The 22,899-nt window shown below is 44.6% G+C and carries 19 protein-coding genes and 1 pseudogene; all 20 read left to right on the forward strand.

Going from position 1 to position 22,899, the window contains the following annotated elements:
* Positions 1-17 precede the first annotated feature (17 nt).
* The 20 genes and pseudogenes from FHS45_RS09380 to FHS45_RS09475 all read left to right on the forward strand — a co-directional run bounded on the left by FHS45_RS09380 (position 18) and on the right by FHS45_RS09475 (position 22,818).
* The gene (locus FHS45_RS09380; RefSeq protein ID WP_062441570.1) at positions 18-452 is read left to right on the forward strand and encodes a ferritin-like domain-containing protein; all 435 of its coding nucleotides are present in this window, start codon (positions 18-20) and stop codon (positions 450-452) included.
* Positions 453-944: 492 nt separating this feature from the next.
* Positions 945-2,252 carry an ABC transporter substrate-binding protein gene (locus tag FHS45_RS09385; protein ID WP_062441568.1) on the forward strand — a complete coding sequence of 436 codons (1,308 nt, stop codon included), beginning with the start codon at positions 945-947 and terminating at the stop codon, positions 2,250-2,252.
* A gap of 198 nt (positions 2,253-2,450) precedes the next feature.
* Entirely contained in the window at positions 2,451-3,311 is an 861-nt protein-coding gene (locus FHS45_RS09390; RefSeq protein ID WP_062441566.1) for a carbohydrate ABC transporter permease, read from the forward strand.
* A complete protein-coding gene (locus FHS45_RS09395) occupies positions 3,311-4,132 on the forward strand; it encodes a carbohydrate ABC transporter permease (protein ID WP_062441563.1) in 822 nt (273 codons plus the stop codon). The genes FHS45_RS09390 and FHS45_RS09395 overlap by 1 nt, the downstream gene beginning before the upstream one ends.
* Before the next feature lie 20 nt (positions 4,133-4,152).
* On the forward strand, positions 4,153-5,175 hold the full coding sequence (locus FHS45_RS09400) for a LacI family DNA-binding transcriptional regulator (RefSeq protein WP_062441559.1): 1,023 nt from the start codon (positions 4,153-4,155) through the stop codon (positions 5,173-5,175).
* A gap of 40 nt (positions 5,176-5,215) precedes the next feature.
* Positions 5,216-5,935, forward strand: a complete 720-nt coding sequence (locus FHS45_RS09405) for a ThuA domain-containing protein (RefSeq protein ID WP_062441556.1) — start codon at positions 5,216-5,218, stop codon at positions 5,933-5,935.
* A gap of 21 nt (positions 5,936-5,956) precedes the next feature.
* The gene (locus FHS45_RS09410) at positions 5,957-6,988 is read left to right on the forward strand and encodes a Gfo/Idh/MocA family protein (protein WP_062441552.1); all 1,032 of its coding nucleotides are present in this window, start codon (positions 5,957-5,959) and stop codon (positions 6,986-6,988) included.
* A gap of 6 nt (positions 6,989-6,994) precedes the next feature.
* Positions 6,995-8,035, forward strand: a complete 1,041-nt coding sequence (locus FHS45_RS09415; RefSeq protein ID WP_062441548.1) for a Gfo/Idh/MocA family protein — start codon at positions 6,995-6,997, stop codon at positions 8,033-8,035.
* A gap of 19 nt (positions 8,036-8,054) precedes the next feature.
* Positions 8,055-9,023 carry a sugar phosphate isomerase/epimerase family protein gene (locus FHS45_RS09420; RefSeq protein ID WP_062441544.1) on the forward strand — a complete coding sequence of 323 codons (969 nt, stop codon included), beginning with the start codon at positions 8,055-8,057 and terminating at the stop codon, positions 9,021-9,023.
* Positions 9,024-9,049: 26 nt separating this feature from the next.
* A complete protein-coding gene (locus FHS45_RS09425) occupies positions 9,050-9,742 on the forward strand; it encodes a YesL family protein (protein WP_229717836.1) in 693 nt (230 codons plus the stop codon).
* 278 nt (positions 9,743-10,020) lie between these two features.
* A pseudogene (locus FHS45_RS09430) lies at positions 10,021-11,633 on the forward strand (long-chain-fatty-acid--CoA ligase).
* A gap of 450 nt (positions 11,634-12,083) precedes the next feature.
* Positions 12,084-13,067: a quinone oxidoreductase family protein gene (locus tag FHS45_RS09435; protein ID WP_062441542.1), complete on the forward strand. Its 984-nt coding sequence runs from the start codon at positions 12,084-12,086 to the stop codon at positions 13,065-13,067.
* Positions 13,068-13,385: 318 nt separating this feature from the next.
* Positions 13,386-14,093: a FadR/GntR family transcriptional regulator gene (locus tag FHS45_RS09440; RefSeq protein WP_062441539.1), complete on the forward strand. Its 708-nt coding sequence runs from the start codon at positions 13,386-13,388 to the stop codon at positions 14,091-14,093.
* 112 nt (positions 14,094-14,205) lie between these two features.
* The gene (locus FHS45_RS09445) at positions 14,206-14,919 is read left to right on the forward strand and encodes a (Fe-S)-binding protein (protein WP_062441535.1); all 714 of its coding nucleotides are present in this window, start codon (positions 14,206-14,208) and stop codon (positions 14,917-14,919) included.
* Between the two features lie 21 nt (positions 14,920-14,940).
* Positions 14,941-16,365: a LutB/LldF family L-lactate oxidation iron-sulfur protein gene (locus tag FHS45_RS09450; RefSeq protein ID WP_062441533.1), complete on the forward strand. Its 1,425-nt coding sequence runs from the start codon at positions 14,941-14,943 to the stop codon at positions 16,363-16,365.
* The gene (locus FHS45_RS09455; protein ID WP_062441531.1) at positions 16,365-17,075 is read left to right on the forward strand and encodes a LutC/YkgG family protein; all 711 of its coding nucleotides are present in this window, start codon (positions 16,365-16,367) and stop codon (positions 17,073-17,075) included. Before FHS45_RS09450 ends, FHS45_RS09455 begins: the two co-directional genes overlap by 1 nt.
* A 132-nt stretch (positions 17,076-17,207) precedes the next feature.
* Positions 17,208-18,671, forward strand: a complete 1,464-nt coding sequence (locus tag FHS45_RS09460) for a helix-turn-helix domain-containing protein (protein WP_062441528.1) — start codon at positions 17,208-17,210, stop codon at positions 18,669-18,671.
* 208 nt (positions 18,672-18,879) lie between these two features.
* Positions 18,880-20,544 carry a urocanate hydratase gene (gene hutU, locus FHS45_RS09465; RefSeq protein ID WP_062441524.1) on the forward strand — a complete coding sequence of 555 codons (1,665 nt, stop codon included), beginning with the start codon at positions 18,880-18,882 and terminating at the stop codon, positions 20,542-20,544.
* Positions 20,545-20,560: 16 nt separating this feature from the next.
* Positions 20,561-21,835, forward strand: a complete 1,275-nt coding sequence (gene hutI, locus FHS45_RS09470) for an imidazolonepropionase (protein ID WP_062441521.1) — start codon at positions 20,561-20,563, stop codon at positions 21,833-21,835.
* Positions 21,832-22,818 (forward strand): agmatinase family protein, encoded by a 987-nt coding sequence (locus FHS45_RS09475; protein ID WP_062441518.1) that lies wholly within the window; start codon positions 21,832-21,834, stop codon positions 22,816-22,818. Before hutI ends, FHS45_RS09475 begins: the two co-directional genes overlap by 4 nt.
* Positions 22,819-22,899: the final 81 nt, after the last annotated feature.

Genomic DNA, 22,899 nt, shown 5'->3' on the forward strand with positions numbered 1-22,899 from the left:
AGAAAGGATGTTGTTTAATGGATGCAAAAATGAAAGAACTAATCGATGGTTTGAATGAAGACCTGGCTCATGAATATGCAGCCTCAATCATGTACACGTACAATGCAGCTACGGTAGATGGTTTGTACTATTCAGTACTGAAGCCGTTTTTCGAAGGAGAAATTGGTGACGAGCAGGGACATGCGCTGTACTTGTCCGAAAAAATCAAAACATTAGGTGGAACACCGACCACGAAGCCTGCAGAAGTGAAGCAGCTGGAAAACGTGAAAGAAATGCTGGAAGAAGCCCGTAAAGCGGAAGAAGATACAATCAAACGTTATGAAATCCGCAAAGAACAAGCAGAAGATCTGGGTCTTACGGAACTGGTCGTAAAGCTTGACGACATGATTGCCGATGAAACACACCATATGGAAGAAATGGATCGCCTGCTGGCAGACCCACGTCTCCAGTAAAACTATAGAAAAAACTCCAGTAATCCTGAAAAGGACTCGCTGGAGTTTCTCTATTGCTTTGATTGTACCCCGGAGCCATCCAGATTTTGGAGGGCTCCGGGGTGTTTTGATTCTTTATCTGCTTACCTATTCAAGGGCATTCGACAATTTATCTGAAAATTACTATTGTTTTTCTATTTTATGCGTGATATTATTTGTTTAATGATTTTATGCAAACGTATTCACAAAAATTGCGCAATGCATATTTTATGGATTTATTGAGCGTCTTTTTAATGATTTGCATTTTTTACATACCAAAATGCAAACGTATGCACTATTTTTTCTAGTACTTATGAAAGTTTAACTTTGTTAAAAGATTAATGTATAAGAAACACTTAGGCTTTCGCTATAAGTACTTGGAGAAAGTGTTTCTATTAATCTGCTGATTCGTTGATTTTTTTGTGGATACGTGGAAGCGCATACAATCAAACCATCCTAAAAGGAGTGTCTAGTATGAAGAAGAAAAAGTTTTACGGAGTAGCTTCTGCTTTATTGGCATCCAGTATTGCGTTGGCGGGCTGTTCTTTTGGTGAAGATTCCAGTTCAAGTTCGAATTCAGAGGAAAATTCGGGTGATCAGGTAACCATCGACATCTTCCAATTTAAAGTAGAATTCAAAAACCAATTTGAAGAGCTGACAGATAAATACGAAGAAGAAAACCCTGGGGTAAACATTAATGTCAAAACAGTCGGGGGAGGTAATGATTATGGCTCCTCGTTGAAAACGTCGTTTTCTTCCGGTGAAGAACCGGACATTTTTAACATTGGCGGACCTTCCGACTTGGAGCAATATGAAGACTACCTGGCAGATCTCTCTGATACCGATGCTGCTAATGCAGCGCTTGACGGCACGCTGACAAGTGTCGATAAAGATGGAGAAACACTTGGTTTGCCATTCAACCAGGAAGGCTACGGTATTCTTTATAATAAACAAATCTTTGAAGAAGCAGGCATCGACCCAGCTGAGATTAAGACACATGAGGATTTAGTGAAAGCAACAGAATTATTGGAAAGTAAAAAAGATGAGTTGGGTATTCAGGCTCCATTCGCTTTACCTGCTAAAGAAACATGGGTTATCGGAAACCATTTAGCAAATGCATTCTTAGCAGATGAATTCAACCACGATGTTATGGAAGCTTATAATGCCGACAGCGTTGAATTTGCGATGGGAGATCAAATGAAACGTTTCTTAGACCTTCAGAACGAATATTCTGTACAACCTACATTGAGCCTGGACTATTCTCAACAGGTTGAAGAATTGTTCTCTCTTGGAGAAGTCGCTATGATTCAGCAAGGTAACTGGGTGTATAACACTATTCAGGAGATGGATCCAGAAATGGCAGAGAATAATGTAGGCATCATGCCAATTCCTGTTGAAGGATATGAAGGCAGCCTTCCTGTAGGTGTTCCAATGTACTGGTCTGTTAATAAAGAGTCAGAAGAAGAAGTAGTCCAGGCAAGTAAGGACTTCCTGGACTGGATGTATACTTCCGAGGAAGGTAAAAAGTTTGTAACAGAAGAGTTCAAGTTCATTCCGGCATACGAAGGGTATGAAGATCAGGAAATCGCTGATCCAATTTCCAAAGATATCTATGAATATGCAGCGGAAGGCAATACATTAGGATGGGTCTTCCTTGGCGCGCCAACCAACTGGACAGAAGGAAGCCTGGCGGTCAATATGCAGCAGTATTTAAGCGGGGATATCACTTGGGAAGAAGTAGAAGAGAATGCCCGTAATGATTGGGAAAAATCGCGTCAGTAATTAAATAATCATGCTGTCATAAAGGTTGTTCGTTTTTGGGCAAATTTGGAAAATGTCTCTTCTGTCAGGTATCGGTCAGATACCGATTTCCCTGATAGTTGAGATGTTTTCATTTATTCATCCGTTCTGCACCAGAAGCAACAAACCACGAGCGATAGCAATAGTGGTTATCGTGCTCAGTTATTGGAGGAGATACACATGCAAAATCGCAGTCCGGCTTTTTGGCTATTCCTTACCCCTGTAATCCTGGCATTAGGAATTGTTGTCGTCATTCCATTCATTTATGGTCTGTTTTATTCATTTACCGATTGGAATGGTTTAAGAGCGACACAGTTTATCGGGTTGGAACATTACATAAATCTGTTCCAGGAAAAAGAGTTTATGAATTCGATCTGGTTTACGATAAAGTTTGCGGTAGCTTCCGTGTTATTGTTGAACTTTTTTGGCCTGGCTTTGGCATTGATTGTTACCCGTAATATTAAAACGAATAACTTGCTTCGAACTGTCTTCTTCATGCCAAATCTTATAGGCGGTCTGATTTTAGGGTTTATTTGGCAGTTTATTTTTATCAGTGTGTTTGGCGATGTTGGCGATCTGCTTGGCGTTGAAGGGATGAAAGGCTGGCTGTCAACTACCGAAACAGGTTTTTGGGGATTGGTCATCCTGACGTCATGGCAAATGGCAGGCTACATTATGATCATTTATATCGCCTACTTGGAGAATATTCCGAAAGAGTTGATTGAAGCAGCTAAAATCGATGGTGCCAGTAGCTTTCAACGCTTTAAAAATATCACTTTCCCGCTTGTGGCACCTGCTTTCACAATCAGTATGTTCCTGACGTTATCGACATCTTTCAAAATTTATGATCAGAACTTATCACTGACTAATGGTGGGCCTTTTAATTCTACGCAGATGGTTGCGATGGAGATTGTCCGGACTGCCTTTTCCGATAACCAAATGTCATATGCCCAGGCAAAAGCGGTCATTTTCTTCTTGATTGTTGCCGTCGTCGCGCTGACACAGGTTTACTACAATAAGAAACGAGAGGTTGAGATGTAATGAAAAACAAGGAAAAGAAAAGCTTATTCTCAATCGAAATTCTCGGTCTCCTTCTGGGACTTTTGTGGATCGCACCGTTTTACCTTATGATCGTCAATGCCTTTAAAACGAAACGGGATATTTTCAGCGGAGTACTTGGCCTTCCTGAAACCTGGGAATTCGATAACTTCATCCAGGCGTTCATTGATCTCAGTTTCTTAAAATCTTTGTTCAATTCCGTGATGATCACTGGACTCAGTGTAGGAATCATTATCATTTTTTCATCAATGGCTGGCTATGCGCTGGCAAGAAATAAAAGTAAGTTCAGCGGCTTCTTATTCTTTGTGTTTGTGGCAGCTATGCTGATCCCATTCCAATCAGTAATGATTCCGTTGATTTCAATTTTTGGGCAGGCAGATATGCTTAATGCCGCTGGGTTGATTTTTATGTATTTAGGATTCGGGTGCAGCTTGTCTATTTTCTTATACCATGGTGCCATGACCGGTGTATCGAGATCATTGGATGAAGCAGCAATCATTGATGGAGCAAATCGCTTCCAGTTATTCTGGAAAATCATCTTCCCATTGTTGAAACCTATCTCGGTGACAGTCGGGATACTGAATGTCATTTGGATTTGGAATGACTACTTGCTTCCGTCTCTTGTATTAAGCGAAGCAAATGCAACGATACCTTTGAAAATGTTCTATTTCTTTGGTCAGTATACAAAACAGTGGCATTTGGCTCTGGCTGGTCTGACGATTGCCATCATTCCAGTCATCATTGGATACTTTTTCGCTCAAAAGCAGATTATCAATGGGGTGTCTGAGGGCGCGGTAAAATAATAGACAGGAGTGGATCGAAGGTGTCAGTTACAATCAAAGATGTAGCGAAACAGGCGAATGTGGCGCCATCCACGGTATCACGCGTCCTTACCGACAGCCCGAGGATCAGTGAGAAGACGAAACGGAAAGTACGGAAGGTCATGGAGGAAATGGGCTATCATTTGAATTTCAGTGGACGGATGCTTGTACAGCAATCGACTCAGACGATTGGAGTCGTGATGAAGGGTTCATCCAGCCATTCATTCGACAATCCATTCTTTTCCGATGTGCTGCGAGGAATTAGCGCTTCCTGTCATAAACATGATTATAGTATCAATATTACAACAGGTGATTCGGAAGATGCGATTTATCGCGATGTCATCAAGATGGTTCAAGGAAAACGTGTGGACGGAGTGATCGTTCTTTATTCCAAGGAAGACGATCAAGTAGTCCCATATTTGCGCGAACGTAATTTTCCATTTGTCATGATCGGGAAACCTACTGCAGATGCCAAAGATATTATATACGTGGACAATGATAATGTGCAGGCAAGTAAAGAAGTAGCAGAATTTTTGATTAATCTCGGTCATGAAAAGATTGGCTATATTGGGGGGGATACTCATTTTGAGGTTACGACCGCCCGATTAACTGGATTCCAACAAGCTGTGGCTGCCTACGGTATCGATATTCCCGATAGGTTTTATAAAAATATCCAGCTTAACAGTGGTGATGCTAAAAAAGCTGTAGGAGAATTACTTAGCGTTGATGAACCGCCTACAGCATTGATAGTTACCGATGATTTTAACGCGCTAACTGTTATGCTGGCGCTTCAGGAACAAGGAATTCGAATTCCGGAAGAGATGAGTGTGATCAGTTTCAATAATACGATTATCTCCCGATTGGCCAATCCGCCACTGACAACAGTGGATACTCAACCCTATCAGCTTGGATATGAATCTGCGGATTGCCTTGTGGCTCAGCTTGGAAGCGACAAGATGTTCAAAAAGAGTGTCATCGTACCAACGGTGATTGTGGAGCGGGATTCCTGCATGACCAGGAAGTAAGAAATAAAATTTCATCTTAGTAAGTAAAGGAGAGAGGTCAATGAATATTTTAGTTTGGAATGAGTTTCGTCATGAAAAGGAGAACGAGGTAGTTTCTGATATCTATCCAAACGGCATCCATGGGGCGATTGCCGGATTCCTGGAGGGAGAAGGCCATCAGGTGAAAACAGCGACTTTGGACGAAGAAGAGCATGGACTGACCGAAGACGTGTTAGCCGAGACCGACGTTTTGTTATGGTGGGGCCACAAAGCTCATGATGAAGTGAATGACGAAATCGCAGAAAAAGTGAAGCAGCGTGTTCTGGATGGAATGGGACTTGTCGTCCTTCATTCTGCTCACTTTTCTAAAGTTTTCAAAAAGCTGATGGGGACAACATGTGATTTGAAATGGCGTGAAGCTGATGAAAAAGAAAGGTTATGGGTCGTCGATCCGAGTCACCCGATCACAGAAGGGTTAGGCCAGTATATTGAGTTGGAAAAAGAAGAGATGTATGGAGAACATTTTGATATCCCGGCACCGGACGAGCTTCTGTTTGTCAGCTGGTTCGAAGGCGGAGAAGTTTTCCGAAGTGGGGCAACATTCCGTCGTGGACGCGGAAAGATTTTCTATTTCCGTCCAGGTCATGAAACCTATCCGACTTACCATAATGAAGAAGTTCAAAAAGTCATTCAAAACGGTGTGAAGTGGGCTTATAACCAGGGAACTCCAAAGCATGTCTATGGTAATGCACAGCCGTTAGAAAATATTTCTGAAAAATAAGGAATCAGGGGAGGCGGAAAAATGGATACATTGAAAGTTGCAATTATCGGTTGCGGAAGCATCGCACAAAATCGTCACCTGCTTGAATTCGAAGCGAATGAACATGTAGAGATTACCGCGGTATGTGACATTGTTGAAGAACGGGCAATGGTGACAGCAGAGGCGTTTGGCGCCCAATCCTACACGAACTATGAAGACCTTTTGGAAAAGGAAGAAATCGATGCAGTCAGTGTCTGTCTGCCGAACTACCTGCATGCACCGGTGTCGATCGCAGCATTGGAAGCAGGCTGCCATGTCCTTTGCGAAAAGCCGATGGCGACATCCAGTGAAGAAGCAGAGAAAATGATCGAAGCGGCGGAACGAAATAGCAAGAAATTAATGATCGCTCACAACCAACGGTTTGTTTCTTCTCATGAGCGTGCCCGAAAACTGATTGAATCAGGGGAAGCAGGAAAGATCTACAGCTTCCGTACGACTTTTGGCCACGGGGGCCCTGAAGGCTGGAGTGTCGATGGTGCGGACAGCTGGTTCTTTAAAAAAGGTGAAGCGTTCATCGGTGCTATGGGGGATTTAGGAGTACATAAAGCTGATCTCCTTCGTTATCTGCTTGGAGAAGAGTTCGTTGAAGTAGCCGGATTTGTAGAAAATAATGCCAAAGAAAATGTGACCGTCGATGACAATGCGGTCTGTATTTTGCGAAGCGAGTCCGGGGTTGTAGGTACATTAACAGCGAGCTGGGCCTATAACGCAAACGAAGATAATTCGACCGTCATCTATGGCGAAAAGGCGACATTGCGTCTGGAAGATGATCCTGACTATTCATTGGTGGTCCAATATACGAACGGAGAAGTGGTGAAGTATGAACTTGGTCAGATTCAGTCTAATGAAGAAGGCGGTCAAACCAATACCGGTGTGATTGATCACTTTGTTGAGAGTATCGTTGAAGACAAGCAGCCGCTTATTGATGGCGAGGAAGGTAAACGATCTTTGGAAATCATCCTTGCAGCCGTGGAATCAGGAGAAACGAAACAAATCACCAGGTTAGCGAAGTGATCACCGATGCAAAAACTGAGAATGGGGATTATTGGAGTAGGCGGGATTGCCACACAGCGGCACATCCCTGCCTATCAATCACTACGAGACGAGGTTGAATTAACTGCAGTACAAGATGTAAATATGGCACGCGCCAGGCAAGTTGCTGAAGCATTTAGCATTCCAAATGTAGTAGATGACTATCACGACCTGTTTGACTATGTCGATGCCGTCACAATTTGTACGCCAAACAAGTTCCATGCCGAAATTTCTATTGCGGCTTTGGAAGCAGGGGTCCATGTGATGTGTGAAAAGCCGATGGCGATGACAACCGAGGAAGGAACAGCCATGCTTGAAGCGGCAAAGAAAAACGACCGGCTGCTATCGATTGCTTATCATTATCGGTACACACCGGAAGCTCGGCTGGCAAAAGAGGTCGTGACCAATGGGGAGATCGGTGATCCATTGGTAACCCGTGTCCAGGCACTTCGCCGACGCAAAGTGCCAGGGTGGGGCGTATTTACGAATAAGGAATTGCAAGGTGGCGGAAGTCTGATTGATTTCGGCTGTCATTTACTCGATTTGTCACTTTGGCTGCTTGATAATCCAAAGCCAGTCGAAGTAATCGGAAAAACTTATGACCGACTCAGCAAAGTTCCGGGCCAAGTCAACGACTGGGGTCCATTTGATCATGAAAAGTTTGATGTCGATGACCATGTGACCGCCTATATCACATTTGAAAATGGTATGTCGATGCAGTTCGAGACCTCATGGGCAGCCAATATAAAGGAAGATAAAACGTCATTAAGCATTTCAGGCGTTGATGGCGGTCTTGATGTTTATCCATTCGAGCTTTATCAGGCCAAGTATGGAGCCGTATGGGACAGCAAGGTCAAGGTTCCGGAAGAAGAGACAGATCCAGGTGTGCTGCAGGCGAAAAATTTCATCGAAAGCTGTAACGGCGATGCCCAATTGGTCGTCGAGCCGGAACAGTCATTGAAAGTGACGGAACTGATGGAAGCGATCTATTTAAGCAGTGAAACTGGTTCAAGTATCAAGCTAACTTAATAGGATGGAGGAGAGTACCATGAAATTAGGCGTATTTACCGTGCTATTTTCTGATATGAGTTTTGAAGATATGCTGGATCATGTGAAAAAGTCCGGATTGAAAGCGGTCGAAATCGGTACCGGCGGCTATCCAGGCAATGCTCATTGTAATGTCGATGAGCTTTTGGAAAGCGAAGATAAGCGTAAAGAGTATCTGGAAAAGGTTCACTCCCGCGGTTTGACGATCAGCGCATTCAGCTGTCATGGCAATCCGTTATCTCCGGATGAGGCTTTCGCAAAAGAGTCCCACGATATTTTTGTGAAAACGGTCAAGCTGGCGAAGCTGCTTGACGTGCCGGTAGTCAATACATTTTCCGGTACACCGGCAGGGGCAGAGGGAGATAAGACTCCAAACTGGCCTGTCACTCCATGGCCAGGCGAATACTTTGATGTTCTGGAATGGCAATGGAGGGAAAAGCTGATTCCTTATTGGAAGGAACAAGGAAAGTTTGCTGAAGAGCATGGTGTTAAGGTCGGATTGGAACTGCATGCCGGATTTCTTGTGCACACACCATATACGATGCTGAAGCTCCGTGAAGAGACGAGTGATGCCGTCGGTGCAAACCTTGATCCGAGTCACCTGTGGTGGCAGGGAATCGATCCGGTCGCCGCTGTGAAAATTCTTGGAAAAGCTGGCGCTATCCATCATTTCCATGCCAAAGATACGTATATCGATCAGGAAAATGTCAATATGTATGGCCTTACGGATATGCAGCCGTACGGTGATGTTCAGACGAGGGCGTGGAGCTTCCGGTCTGTCGGTTATGGACATGGCATCCAGGAATGGTCTAATATTGTAAGTGCACTTCGAACCTACGGGTATGACCATGTCATCTCGATTGAGCATGAAGACCCAATCATGTCGATCAACGAAGGGTTCAACCAAGCCGTGAAAAATTTGAAAGCAGTCAATATCGAGGAACCGCCGGCAGATATGTGGTGGGCGTAAGTTGATGTGTTGAAGGAGGAGATCAGGTGAAACCATCAGGATTTATGGGAGGACTCTATGTTGTAAGTGAGTGGATTATGCGATTTTCCCTCGTCAACTTACAATGGGTCGTCTTCAACTTACCGATCGCCCTCCTTCTCATCAGCATGTTATATGTAGAAAAAACAGAAGATCTCTTTTATTTAGCAGTGCCGCTCATCTTACTTGTACCCGTGTTGTTTTTCCCGGCAACTACCGCGATGTTCGCCAAAACACGGGAATGGGTACGCGAGGCAGAAGAGGAAAGGGAATCTCGGAAATATGTCAGTTATTATAAAGAAAATTACATGACGAGCTTGCTCGCAGGCTTCGTTTTTGTTGCGCTGTGGGGTGTTTGGCTCGCTGATATCTATTACTTTTCCGACAGAAACCAGGTAATAATGAATCTGTTCGTCGTGATGGGAATCTTACTGTTTATTTTTACCGTGAATTTCTTCTCGGTCAGTGCCCACTATAATATGAAACTCCGTGGGCTGTTGCGGCAGGCATTTTTCATTACCGTTGGCAGTCCCCTGTTGTTTCTGGCAGTTTCGGTCACAAGCGGAATTGTTTTATATATCAGTCTTTATGTATTTCCGATTATCATACCGCTATTCTCAGGTAGTCTGCTCGCTTTCCTGGCATTTTCCGCTTTCTACCGGCTGTATTTGAAAATAATAGCGAAAAAATTAAACCCATAGTCGTGCTGCAGGTTACCTTAAGTGCCTGCAGCTTCTTTATAATCTCCTTTAAAACTGTAAGTGTGCGTCCTGGCCGGCTAATTGTGCGAGGAAAATCCCTAATCGTGCAAATTACGGTCTAAATTGTGGAAGTTGTTTCAGTAAACGAGCGATTAGCGTATATTGTGCCAATTATTTTAATTGAATATTCTGAACTATTGTTATATAGTTGGAAGTAACTGCAAGAAGGCATATACAAATTTATTTGTAAGCGTTTACAATGAATTGGAGGGGGTTACATATTGGAGAAGGTATGGAAAAAGCATTATCCAGATCGTATCAAGAGCGAAGTTGATATTCCTGACATAGCACTTACAGAGTTTTTAACAAAGTCAGTCGAACAGTTCCCCGACAACACGGCAATCACCTTTTTTAACAAAACGATCAGCTATAAAGAATTAAGTATGCAAGTGGCGGCTTTTGCCTCGTCATTGCAGGATCGCGGAGTACAAAAAAGTGACCGGGTTGCTATTATGCTGCCGAACTGTCCTCATTTAGTTATTATGGAGCCTTAAAGGCGGGAGCTGTTGTCACACAGGTCAACCCGATGCTGGTCGGACGGGAATTAGTGCATATTTTAACGGATTCAGGAGCGGAAACACTTGTGATTTATGGTCCGCTGGTACCTGTTTTAGAAAAAATCAAAGAAAACACCCAAGTAAAACAGGTCATCGTAGTAGACTTTGCTCAAAAGTATGAACCGGTAAGCGATGAAATTGAATTCACCACTTTCCTGCAAACCGCGCCAGGTCCTCCAAAACAAGTAGCAATCAATCCTGCGGAAGACGTCGCTGCGCTTCAGTATACGGGAGGAACAACAGGCAGATCCAAAGGAGCGATGCTGACTCACCGAAATTTGGTCGCTAACGTGATTCAGACCCATGAATATTTTAAAGATGATATTGAACCTGGAAAGGAACGTTACCTAACAGTTATCCCTCTATTTCATGTGTTCGGGATGACGGTGTGTATGAATCAGGCGATTCATTCTGGTTCGAGTATGATTCTGCTGCCAAGGTTTGAGCTGGAAGAAGTATTGGAAACAATCAAGCGTGAACAGCCAACATACTTCCCAGGTGTACCGACCATGTATGTTGCCATTACCAGTCATCCCAAGGCAGAGCAATATGGCATCGACAGTATCCGCGTATGTAACAGCGGGAGCGCGCCGATGCCTCAGGAATTGATGAGAAGTTTTGAAGCAAAAACAGGCGGTCGTATTTATGAGGGATATGGCCTATCAGAAACAGCTCCTGTCACTCACTGCAATCCTATGTTTACCGAACGAAAACCGGGAAGTGTTGGAATTGGTGTACCTTCGACTGATTATAAAATTGTCGATGTCGGCAACGGCATGGACGAGGTTCCGGTAGGGGAAACCGGGGAAGTAATTGTCCGGGGGCCTCAGGTGATGAAAGGGTATTGGAACATGCCAGAAGAAACAACGCTCGCCCTTCGTGACGGCTGGCTTTACACTGGGGACATCGCCCGTGTCGATGATGAAGGATACTTATATATCCTCGATCGGAAAAAGGATTTAATCATAGCAGGCGGCTTTAATATCTACCCGCGTGACATTGAAGAGATCCTTTACGAACACGAATCGGTACAGGAGGCGGTCGCGGTTGGAGTGCCGGATGAATATCGCGGGGAGACCGTGAAAGTTGTTGTGGTGTTGAAAGATGGAAAATCAGCAACAGAGGAGGAGCTAATCGCATATTGCCGTGACAATATGGCGGCCTACAAAGTGCCTTCATCGGTAGAATTTAGAAGCGAACTTCCAAAAACGAATGTCGGTAAAATCCTGAGACGGAAAATCCGGGAAGAAGCCGTCAGCAAAGCGAAACAATAGCCCCTATAAAAAATATAAGATGCCTATTCAATTATAGGCCGAAAAGTCGAAGACTTGATTTCGAGATATTGTGTGAGGGGAAGGGTCGTTGGGGAACAACTCGCTTTCCGTGGGCGAGTGATGAGCCTCCTCGAGCTGACGCTCTGTGGGGTCTCATCTAACCCGCATATCCCACAGGAGTCTCGTCGTTCCCCCACTCCCCTTGCTATAGGAAGTCCTCGAAATCACACTTGCAGACACCGCCCAATGAGGCCACGTGTTGATAGAAAAAATTTACATTCTTTATATGCTCCCAGTTGAAGGGATTAGTTATTCATTTTTAAGGGGCCGTTTTACAAAACTGGTTTCCCTGCCCATCCCTTACCTTTCATGGTAACGGACCAAACTATCTTGAAACTGGGTTTACAATTAAAGGGAGCTATAACTGTAATAGAGGATATGGAGGTAATTATGAAAGCAATACAATTCAAAGAATTCGGCGGGCCTGAAGTACTGGAACTGATTGATATGGAAACTCCAGAGCCTGGCGAACAAGAAGTATTAATAAAAACAATAGCCATCGGCGTCAATTACGCTGATACTGCAAGGCGGGAAGGCCAGTATGTAGTTGAAACCAATCTTCCCTATATACCTGGTTCAGAAGTAGCGGGCGTTATCGAAAAAGTAGGACCCGGTGTCCAGCGTTATAAAGAAGGCGATCGTGTCGTTACTCTAGTAGGGAATGAACGGGCAACCGGGTATGCAGAATACACTGTTGCTGATGAGCGCGGGCTTATTCCGATACCGGATGGAGTGGATGAAAACCATGCTGCAGCCATCCCGCTCCAAGGGTTGAGCGCCTATCATATTATCAAAACGATGGGCCGGCTGGAGAAAGGAGAAACGATTCTGATTCATGCTGCCGCTGGAGGCGTCGGATTATTTGCCATTCAGCTGGCGAAGCTTTTCGGTGCTGGAAAAGTGATCGGCACAGCAAGCAGTGCAGAAAAACGAGCGCTTGCGAAAGAATACGGAGCAGACGAGGTTGTCGATTATACCAAAGAAGGATGGGAAAAAGAGGTACGCAAACTGAATGATGGCAGAGGTGTGGATGTCGCATTGGAAATGGCAGGAGGAGACATTTTTCATAAGACACTTGATTGTCTTGCCTCCTTTGGAAGACTTGTCATCTATGGTGTTGCAAGCGGAGAGGAGCCTCACTTTTATCCATCCCGCTTGATGGCGAAAAATCAGACAGTTACTGGCTTTTTCCTGCCACAAATCATGAAAAAACCGGACCTGTTCCTTGATAGTTTAAAAGAAATACTAGCTTATATTGAAGCGGGTCAAATAAAATTAGAAATCGGCGGGGTATTTTCTCTCGAAGATGCTGCGGAAGTACACCGAAAGCTGCAAGGTAGACAGACGAAGGGGAAATTAATTTTAAAACCGTAGAGTAAAAAGGCCAGAGGCTCTCCATAATTAGAGTCTCAGGCCTTTTAATTTGGTTCTATTAAACGTGTATATGCTAAAGGAATAGCATTCAATTTAATTGAGAATTCTTCTTTTATTAGTAACTCCTCCGGTGATTTACCGATTTCATCGAACAAGGACTTCAACTATAGAAAAAGGAAAGCGTTTTCAAAGGTTGCTTGTTTTTTGTCGTTCATAAGTCTAGAATGAAAATTAGTTAACAGATCATCAGATGACCATAATTATGGATTTTTGAGTACGATATAAAATGAAGGTATTAAGCAGTTGGAGGAAGAACTAGTGGAATATAAACGGATACGCGCACGAAAATTATATGAAGAAGTAGCAGATTCATTGGTTGCCATGTTGAAAAATGGCGACCTGAAGCCTGGTGATAAATTAGATTCGGTCGAACAGCTGGCGAAAAACTTCGATGTCGGCCGATCTGCGATCAGAGAAGCTCTCAGTGCTATGCGGGCGATGGGGCTTGTAGAAATGCGGCAGGGAGAAGGAACGTATATTAAAAAGTTTGACGCCTCACGGTTTTCACTGCCGGTTGCTGCAGCTCTTATCATGAAACGCGAGGATGTCAAAGAACTGCTGGAAGTACGAAAGATTCTCGAGGCGGGGGCGGTTAGATCTGCTGCCGAAAGACATAAGGATGCAGACCTATCGGCAATGGCTGAAGCACTCCATGCAATGGAACAAGCGAAAGGGAATGGGGAGCTTGGGGAGAAAGCTGATTTTGCTTTCCATATGGCAATAGCCCGTGCGACCGATAATCAAATGCTGATCACCCTGATGAACAGTGTTTCCGAAATCATGATAGAAACGATGAGGGAAACGCGCAGGCATTGGCTGCATTCTGAAAAAAGTACAGCCCGGCTGTTAGAAGAGCATTGGCAAATTTTCAAAGCAATCAAGAAAAGAGATTCTGATCTGGCGCAAAGGCATATGCTGGACCATCTCGTAGGCGTAGAGCAGGCATTGGCGGATTATATCGAATAAAGTGATACCGCGTTTTCTACTATATAAGTCATCAGATGACCTGTTTTGTCAGGGGAATAAGGAAGTTTACGAAATTGATTCGTTTTTTACTTAACATAGGGGAGTGACTGGCATGAAAGTATCCTTATTCATTACATGTTTGTGTGATATCATGTCGAGCGATGTCGGAAAAGATACGGTGGAAATATTAGAAAAAGTGGGCTGTGAAGTGGACTTTCCTGAATTGCAGACATGCTGTGGACAGCCCGCTTACAACAGTGGTTATTTAAAAGAATCAAAAGAATCGATGAAACAAATGATGCGGGCGTTCAAAGATTCAGAGTATGTGGTGGGCCCATCGGGGTCATGTGTTGCGATGCTTCATGAATATCCGCACATTTTCAAAGGAGACCCGGAATGGGAAGAAGCGGCGAATGACCTGGCAGGGAAATCCTATGAACTGACCCAGTTTTTAGTCGATGTCATGGGTGTGACCGACATCGGTTCTAAATTTAAAGGAACAGTCACTTACCATCCTTCCTGTCATATGACCAGGTTATTGGGTGTTAAAGATGCTCCGATGACATTACTGGAAAATGTGAAGGGGCTTGAGTTTGTCGAGCTTCCCGTCAAAGAAGACTGCTGTGGATTCGGTGGAACGTTTGCCGTAAAGAACCCAGTGATTTCGGAACAGATGGTACAAGAAAAAACAGAGCATGTGACGGAAACTGGAGCCGAATACTTAGTCGGCGGAGATATGGGTTGTCTGATGAATATCGGTGGTCGCCTGACACGTAACGGGCAGCCTGTAAAAGTACTGCATATCACTAATATACTTAACCATTAATAATAGAATGGAGGGGATTCTATGAGTATTCGGATTGGCACGAATTCGTTTGAACACCGGATCCAGGAAGGCATCAAAAATGACTTCATGCGAGGAGCGGTCTCGTCAGCGCAAGGCCGGTTCCGCAGCGGGCGTCTCAAGGCGGCAGAAGAGCTTGGCAACTGGGAAGACTGGAGAACACTTGGGGAAGAGATTCGTAATCATACGATGGAAAACCTTGATTACTATCTTCAGCAATTGAGCGATCAGGTTTCGAAACGTGGCGGAAATGTCTTCTTTGCGGAAACAGCGGAAGAAGCGAACGAATATATCCAGAATGTCATTAAGAAAAAGAACGGGAAGAAAGTAGTCAAATCAAAGTCCATGGTTACGGAAGAAATCGGGTTGAACAAAGCTTTGGAAGAAGCGGGATCTGAGGTAGTCGAAACAGACCTAGGCGAGTGGATTCTGCAGCTGGATGAAGATCCTCCTTCCCATATCGTGACACCCGCCTTGCATAAAAACAAAGAACAGATTCGCGAGACATTTGCTGCGAAAAAAGGCTATGATAAAACAGATAAACCGGAAGAGCTTGCATTATTCGCACGGGAACAATTGCGGAAAGACTTTTTGTCGGCGGATATAGGGATCACGGGCTGTAATTTTGCTGTAGCGGAGTCAGGCGCAGTAACACTGGTAACCAATGAAGGGAACGCCCGCCTGGTCACATCGCTACCCGATACGCAGATTACTGTTATGGGGATGGAGCGATTGGTACCGACGTGGGAAGACCTGGAAGTATTAGTCAGTTTATTGACCAGGTCGGCTGTCGGTCAAAAATTGACCAGTTATGTCACTTCGTTGACTGGCACTCGTTTGGAAGACGAAGTGGACGGGCCGGAAGAATTTCACCTTGTCATTGTTGACAACGGACGATCGAAAATTTTGGGAACAGAATTTCAATCTGCACTTTATTGTATCCGATGCGCCGCATGTATCAATGCCTGTCCAGTGTATCGCCATGTCGGTGGCCATTCCTATGGATCGATTTATCCTGGGCCGATCGGAGCGGTATTGACACCACTGCTTGATGGTTATGACGACCATAAAGAGCTGCCTTATGCTTCGACTTTATGTGCAGCCTGTACGGAAGCGTGTCCAGTGAAAATACCCCTGCATGAACATTTGATCAGGCATCGCCAAATCATCGTGGAAAAGGAAAACAAAGCCACCAAAGGGGAGAAGCTAGCCATGAAGGGCTTTGCAAAATGGGGGTCCAGTCCGGCCGCTTATAAGATGAGTACAAAAATGGCTCGTACTGCATTAAAGCCATGGACAAAAGAAGAAAAAATCGAAAACGGTCCGGGACCGATGAAAGGCTGGACAAATGTCCGTGACTTCCCGGCGCCAAGCAAGCAGTCATTCCGTTCGTGGTACAAATCCCGTAAGAAGGGAGATGAATCCTGATGACCATTCAAAATAGAGAATCTTTCCTGGATAACTTAGCTGAGAACCTTGGAAGAAGCCGTCGTACTGAGGGGGTAGAGCGTCCGGAATGGAGTGTCCGTCCTCAATGGGAAGTATTTAAAGGGGCCACACAGGAAGAATTGGTGAGTATACTTGAAAAACAATGTGAAGTCATTCATACCGATTTTCGAAAAACGGACGCAGCTGGGTTAAATGGCGTTTTGTGTGAGACGATAAGAGGTTATGAAGGGAAAGCGATTATTGCAGCTGATAATGAACGTAATCCCGAATATCAGCTGGACAGTCTTTATCAACAACTGGATGCTGAAGGGTTGGAAGTTCACATTTGGGATGCTGCGAAAGGAAAAGAGAATCAAGTATTCGCAGAACGGGCAGATGTTGGGATTACATTCAGTGATGTGACTTTAGCCGAGTCCGGGACTGTGACATTGTTCAATAATAAAGGCAATGGAAGATCAATCAGCCTTCTGCCTAAGACATATATTGCCATCATTCCAAAAAGCACCATTGTTCCTCGGATAACTCAGGCAGCGAAACATATCCATGAAGCGAATCAGCAAGGGCACGAAGTTTCATCCTGTGTAAGCTTCATCACAGGGCCAAGCAATAGTGCCGACATTGAGATGAACCTGATTGTCGGTGTTCATGGACCAATCAAAGTGACTTATATCGTCGTCGAAGATAAATAATTATGTGACACAACCAAACAAAAGATACATTATTTCCTGGGAAATCGACCATTAATTTTCACACCCCTGGGTCTCCAATATGTGGAGGCCCAGGGGTGTTTACGTTACAATTAAAGACAAGGAGGGTGGCTTATGTACCAGTTGTTAATTGCTGATCGTGATCGCCAGGAACTTTCCGGCATCGAATGGCTGCTATCGAAATATTCTTTTCCTATATCCGATATCAAGCAATCCAATGACTTAGCGGAGACATTGAATATACTTGAAAATGAACAGCCGGATTTATTATGTATGGAACTTGATATGATTCCTGAAGGAAAATGGGAAATGGTAAAAGCTTTTATCAATCGTCATTCTGGTTTAACTATTGCCATAACCATAGAGCCGACGTTTGAACGTGCCATGCAGGCAATTGAAATCAGTGCCGTCGACCTTTTAGTAAAGCCACTATCACCTTCCCGCCTGAAAAGTACTATCCAGCAAGGATGCCGTCAACTGGCAGCTAAAGGGTATGATAATCACCCGAAAATACACCAGCATTCTATCAATTATGAAGATATCTTTATTGAAAGCGACCTATTTTATCCACACCCGGTATATTTGGTAAGACCAGAATATGGGAATCAGCTCAATGACTTGCGAACTTTTATCACGCAATTCGATTTTTATAATACTCCTTCGCTTTTTTCTACGACGGATCAAATTATACTCGTTTTTCACGAGCAAATACCAGAACCTTTCCAGCAAGCCCGGCGTTTTTTAAGCGAATGGGAACGGAACAATGGCGGGCCAGTGGCTATCGCTGTTCATGATAAGAATAATGGGCAATCGATACATAGTATTTACCAACAGCTGCGCAAGGTAATGGAAGCTACTTTTTTTACTGGATATAAACAAGTGTTGAGATATGAAGAAAAATATCTGTGGCGTGACATGGACCCGTTTTTAACAATGGATGAACAACGTTTCTGGGTCCATCATCTGGATGAAGGGCAGGCAGAGGAAATTAAATCCTGGTTATATCAGGAGTTTTTGGACCTCAGACCACCTTACCCCAATCCTGGCTTACTCCGGACCAGGCTGACAAGTATTCTCGCGCAGGTGCGCAGATTCATGATCCGCAAAGGGCTGGACTCGCCTGACAGGGATATTCGTTATAAACAGGTGTTCGACAAAATTTTATATGGTCCGGTCTTATACAGGATCGTCCAGGAGATTGTACTTTTTATCAATGAACTGATTCATACATTAGAGGATCAATCGGAAAGGGCGATTGTAAATGCAGGCGAAGCGGCGCTTTCCTATATAGAAGAAAATTATATGGATCCGGCACTGTCGCTAGGTGATGTAGCTGGTTATATCAACCGTAGTCCGGCTTATTTCAGTCATTTATTGTCCAAAAAATATAGGCAGACCTTCAGGGAAATTTTATTACAGGTACGCATACAGAAAGCGAAGGAGTTACTTGAATCTACAGATGAAAACATCCAGCAAATTGCTGGTGCCGTCGGTTTCAATCAGCCTAATTATTTCAGCCGTGTTTTTAAAAAAGTGACTGGTAAAACCCCTAGAGAATATCGGAACATAAAAGTATAAACCACCCCGGATCCCTCCAATATCTGGAGGACCTTGGGTGGTTATTTTTATCTTTATCTAAAATTAATGCTATTTTGTGAAAGCGTTTAATATTGTTTGTTTATCATTTTGATAAGAAAGTATCATCATTCTAAAGTTAGTCATCTATTATCCTGTTACTCTCCTTGCTAAGCTTTAATTAAAGAAAAATCAGGAGGGGATGAATGAGATGAGTGATACGAAGTCGGGACGAGTGAAGCAGTACCGGGGGACAGAACTGCATACCAAAGGGTGGATACAGGAAGCGGCATTACGTATGCTGAGCAACAACCTGCATCCAGATGTTGCAGAAAATCCTGATGAGCTGGTTGTTTACGGTGGTATTGGTAAAGCTGCACGGAACTGGGAGAGCTTCGATGCGATTGTAGAGTCATTAAAGACGATGGAAGAAGATGAAACATTACTGATCCAGTCCGGAAAGCCTGTTGCGGTATTCCGGTCCCATAAGGACGCCCCGAAAGTGTTGATTGCCAACTCTAATTTAGTACCTGCCTGGGCGAATTGGAATCACTTCCATGAACTCGATCAAAAAGGGTTAATGATGTTCGGTCAGATGACGGCGGGAAGCTGGATTTATATTGGAAGCCAGGGAATTGTCCAGGGAACATATGAAACATTTGCAGAGTGTGCCCGCCAGCATTTTGATGGAAAGCTGGCCGGTACAATTACTTTGACGGCCGGACTCGGGGGCATGGGTGGTGCCCAGCCACTGGCAGTCACCTTGAATGGTGGTGTTTGTATTGCTGTCGAAGTGGATCCGCATCGTATTCAGCGACGCCTCGATACGAAGTACCTGGATACTTCCACTGACAAACTTGATGAAGCGATCCGGATGGCAGAGAAAGCTCGTGCCGAGGGAAAATCCTTGTCTATTGGACTTCTCGGTAATGCTTCTGAGATTTTACCGGAGATGATAGCCAAAGGCTTCATTCCAGATGTACTCACAGATCAGACTTCCGCTCATGACCCGTTGAATGGATACATTCCAATGGGCATGGAGCTGGATGAGGCTGCCCGTTTAAGAAAAGAAAACGCAAAAGGGTACATGAAGCTTTCAAAACAGAGTATTGCCGCTCATGTCAAAGCTATGCTTGCTATGCAGGAGAAAGGCGCGGTCACATTTGATTATGGTAACAATATCCGCCAGGTAGCAAAGGACGAAGGAGTTACTAATGCCTTTGATTTTCCGGGGTTTGTACCTGCTTACATCCGCCCGCAATTCTGTGAAGGAAAGGGGCCTTTTCGCTGGGTAGCATTATCAGGTGACCCAGAGGACATTTACAAAACCGATGAAGTGATTTTAAAAGAATTCAGTGATAACGAACACTTGTGCAACTGGATCCGGATGGCACAGGAGAAAATAAGCTTTCAGGGTCTCCCTTCTCGGATTTGCTGGCTCGGTTATGGAGAGCGGGCGAAATTCGGAAAAATCATCAATGATATGGTGGCGAGTGGGGAGTTGAAGGCGCCAATCGTCATCGGAAGGGATCATCTTGATTCCGGTTCTGTCGCTTCACCAAACCGGGAAACAGAAGCGATGAAAGATGGCAGTGATGCTGTAGCTGATTGGCCCATTCTGAATGCACTTATCAACAGTGTCGGCGGTGCCAGCTGGGTCAGTGTCCACCATGGCGGCGGTGTCGGAATGGGTTATTCCCTGCACGCGGGAATGGTGATCGTTGCTGATGGCACACAAGATGCAGAAAAGCGACTGGAACGTGTACTGACCACAGATCCAGGAATGGGGATAGCAAGACATGTAGACGCAGGTTATGAGCTCGCGGAAAAGACAGCGAAAGAAAAAGGCGTTCATATACCAATGATGAAAAAGTAACTGGAGGGAGAGCTTTATGACACAAAAATTATTGATTACCAATGCAGCTCAATTGATTACGATGGCCGGCCATAATGATCAGCCAGCGAAACAAGAGGCGATGTCACAGTTAGAAATCATTGAAAATGGCTCCGTCTATGTTGAAGATGGAAAAGTTGTGGCAATTGCTCCTGATAAAGAGCTCAGACAAAATTATCAAGACTTGCTCGGTACAGAGGCGCATATAGATGCTACAGGGAAAGTCGTCACACCTGGGTTGATTGACCCACACACGCACCTTGTCCATGCTGGTACAAGGGAAAATGAATATGCCATGCGGTTGAAGGGCAAATCGTATATGGAAATCATGCAGACCGGAGGTGGTATTCACGCAACAACGCGCGCCACACAGGCAGCCGGCCATAAACAATTATTTGAAGAATCAAGGAAGCGGCTCGATCAGTTTTTGCTGCATGGGGTGACTACTGTTGAAGCGAAAAGTGGCTACGGTCTGGCGCTGGAACATGAGCTGAAGCAATTAGAAGTAGCAAAGCAGTTGGATGAAGACCATCCGATTGATGTGGTTTCCACCTTTATGGGCGCCCATGCGGTGCCGATGGATGAAAAAGATAATCCAGAGCCATTCGTCGACAGGGTCATCAACGAAATGATTCCGGAAGTGGCACGGCGGAAACTGGCCGTTTTTAATGATGTATTTTGTGAACGCGGCGTTTTTACACCGGAACAATCGAAACGGATTCTGGAAGCAGGAAATAAACATGGGCTGATTCCGAAAATTCATGCTGATGAAATTGAGCCGTACGGTGGGGCTGAACTTGCCGCACAGGTAGGGGCGATTTCAGCCGATCATTTGTTGAAAGCATCTGATCAGGGCATAAAGGACATGGCGGAAAAAGATGTCGTAGGTGTCTTGTTGCCAGGTACTGCTTTTTTCCTGATGGCAGAGTTTGCTGATGCCAGAAAGATGATTGATGGCGGGGTAGCTGTCGCTTTATCGACCGATGCAAATCCAGGGTCTTCTCCGACGATTTCGCTTCCATTCATTATGAACCTGGGTTGCCTGAAAATGGGAATGACACCGGAAGAAGTATTAACAGCAACCACTATCAATGCTGCTCATGCGATAGGAGCAGCAGGGGAAGTCGGCAGCCTTGAGCCTGGTAAAAAAGGTGATGTAACTATTTTTGATGTGCCGAATTACCTTGTGCTGTCTTATCAATATGGTATGAATCATGTTGACACGGTTGTAAAAGCAGGCAAGCCGCTGGTTGTAGGAGGGCAGCTGCAATGACGGCTTATCCTTATCCGATGCTTGACAGGCCAGGGATGATTTGGACGAAACAAACTGATAAGCGGGCTGACCTTAAAGTGCACGAATGGATTGAGACGCTTGGCGATGAAACTCCTGATTGGAGTTCTATTGATATCGCAATTTTAGGGGTGCCACTTTCCAAGTCATCGATCAGTACATCCGCTGCCAGCGAGAACCCGGATGCGATGCGAAAGGTTTGGAAGTCCTTCAGTACCTATAACTTAGATGAAGGTATCGACCTTGCCCAACTGAAAGCGGTCGACTTAGGGGACGTCAGGCAGCATGTTATCGATATTGCTTACACCCATCAGCAGATCAGCGAAGTGATGACTGCCATGAGGAAACATCATCCGAATACGCTGCCTGTTGCTATGGGGGGAGATCATTCAATTACGGCTATGCTAGTTAAAGGTTGGAGAAAAGCTCATCCGGAAGAAACGGTGGGGATTCTGCAATTAGATACCCATTTCGATTTACGGGATTTGAGTGAGTTAGGACCTGCCAATGGTACGCCAATCCGTAATTTAATCGAAAGCAGAACTATTGAAGGAAAGCATGTCCATAATATCGGGCTGCATGGATTTTTCAATGCAAAGGAACTGAAGGATTATGCTGATGAAGTCGGGCTGCATTATACGACGATGAAGCAGGCGAGAAAAAAAGGAATGGCTGCTGTCGTGACAAGCGCACTTGCTCATTTATCGGGTCAGGTGGATACGATTTACCTGACCGTTGATATGGATGTTCTAGACATTACTCAAAATCCGGCGGCCCCGGCAGCAACACCGGGAGGGATGTATACCGAAGAATTATTCGAAGCAGTACAGCTTGCCGGTGAGCATCCAAAAGTGAAAGCGATGGATATCGTCTGTCTCGACCCTAGGAAGGATGTTGGGGACATGGCAGTGAAAAGCGCTGTCCATGTGATGCTTTCTTTTTTAACTGGATACTGCAAACGTTAAGGATGGAGCGAGGTCCTCACTCGCTCTTTATTTCAACTCTTTATTTTCTGATAATTCAAATAACAGGAGGTTGAATACATG

This window comes from Thalassobacillus devorans (assembly GCF_011761345.1).
GTDB lineage: Bacteria > Bacillota > Bacilli > Bacillales > Halobacillaceae > Thalassobacillus > Thalassobacillus devorans.

Excerpts from the sequence above, each read along its gene's own strand:
- FHS45_RS09380 (WP_062441570.1), top strand. The coding sequence starts at position 18 with ATGGATGCAAAAATGAAAGAACTAATCGATGGTTTGAATGAAGACCTG.
- FHS45_RS09385 (WP_062441568.1), top strand. The coding sequence starts at position 945 with ATGAAGAAGAAAAAGTTTTACGGAGTAGCTTCTGCTTTATTGGCATCC.
- FHS45_RS09390 (WP_062441566.1), top strand. The coding sequence starts at position 2,451 with ATGCAAAATCGCAGTCCGGCTTTTTGGCTATTCCTTACCCCTGTAATC.
- FHS45_RS09395 (WP_062441563.1), top strand. The coding sequence starts at position 3,311 with ATGAAAAACAAGGAAAAGAAAAGCTTATTCTCAATCGAAATTCTCGGT.
- FHS45_RS09405 (WP_062441556.1), top strand. The coding sequence starts at position 5,216 with ATGAATATTTTAGTTTGGAATGAGTTTCGTCATGAAAAGGAGAACGAG.
- FHS45_RS09410 (WP_062441552.1), top strand. The coding sequence starts at position 5,957 with ATGGATACATTGAAAGTTGCAATTATCGGTTGCGGAAGCATCGCACAA.
- FHS45_RS09415 (WP_062441548.1), top strand. The coding sequence starts at position 6,995 with ATGCAAAAACTGAGAATGGGGATTATTGGAGTAGGCGGGATTGCCACA.
- FHS45_RS09420 (WP_062441544.1), top strand. The coding sequence starts at position 8,055 with ATGAAATTAGGCGTATTTACCGTGCTATTTTCTGATATGAGTTTTGAA.
- FHS45_RS09435 (WP_062441542.1), top strand. The coding sequence starts at position 12,084 with ATGAAAGCAATACAATTCAAAGAATTCGGCGGGCCTGAAGTACTGGAA.
- FHS45_RS09445 (WP_062441535.1), top strand. The coding sequence starts at position 14,206 with ATGAAAGTATCCTTATTCATTACATGTTTGTGTGATATCATGTCGAGC.
- FHS45_RS09450 (WP_062441533.1), top strand. The coding sequence starts at position 14,941 with ATGAGTATTCGGATTGGCACGAATTCGTTTGAACACCGGATCCAGGAA.
- FHS45_RS09455 (WP_062441531.1), top strand. The coding sequence starts at position 16,365 with ATGACCATTCAAAATAGAGAATCTTTCCTGGATAACTTAGCTGAGAAC.
- FHS45_RS09460 (WP_062441528.1), top strand. The coding sequence starts at position 17,208 with ATGTACCAGTTGTTAATTGCTGATCGTGATCGCCAGGAACTTTCCGGC.
- hutU (WP_062441524.1), top strand. The coding sequence starts at position 18,880 with ATGAGTGATACGAAGTCGGGACGAGTGAAGCAGTACCGGGGGACAGAA.
- hutI (WP_062441521.1), top strand. The coding sequence starts at position 20,561 with ATGACACAAAAATTATTGATTACCAATGCAGCTCAATTGATTACGATG.
- FHS45_RS09475 (WP_062441518.1), top strand. The coding sequence starts at position 21,832 with ATGACGGCTTATCCTTATCCGATGCTTGACAGGCCAGGGATGATTTGG.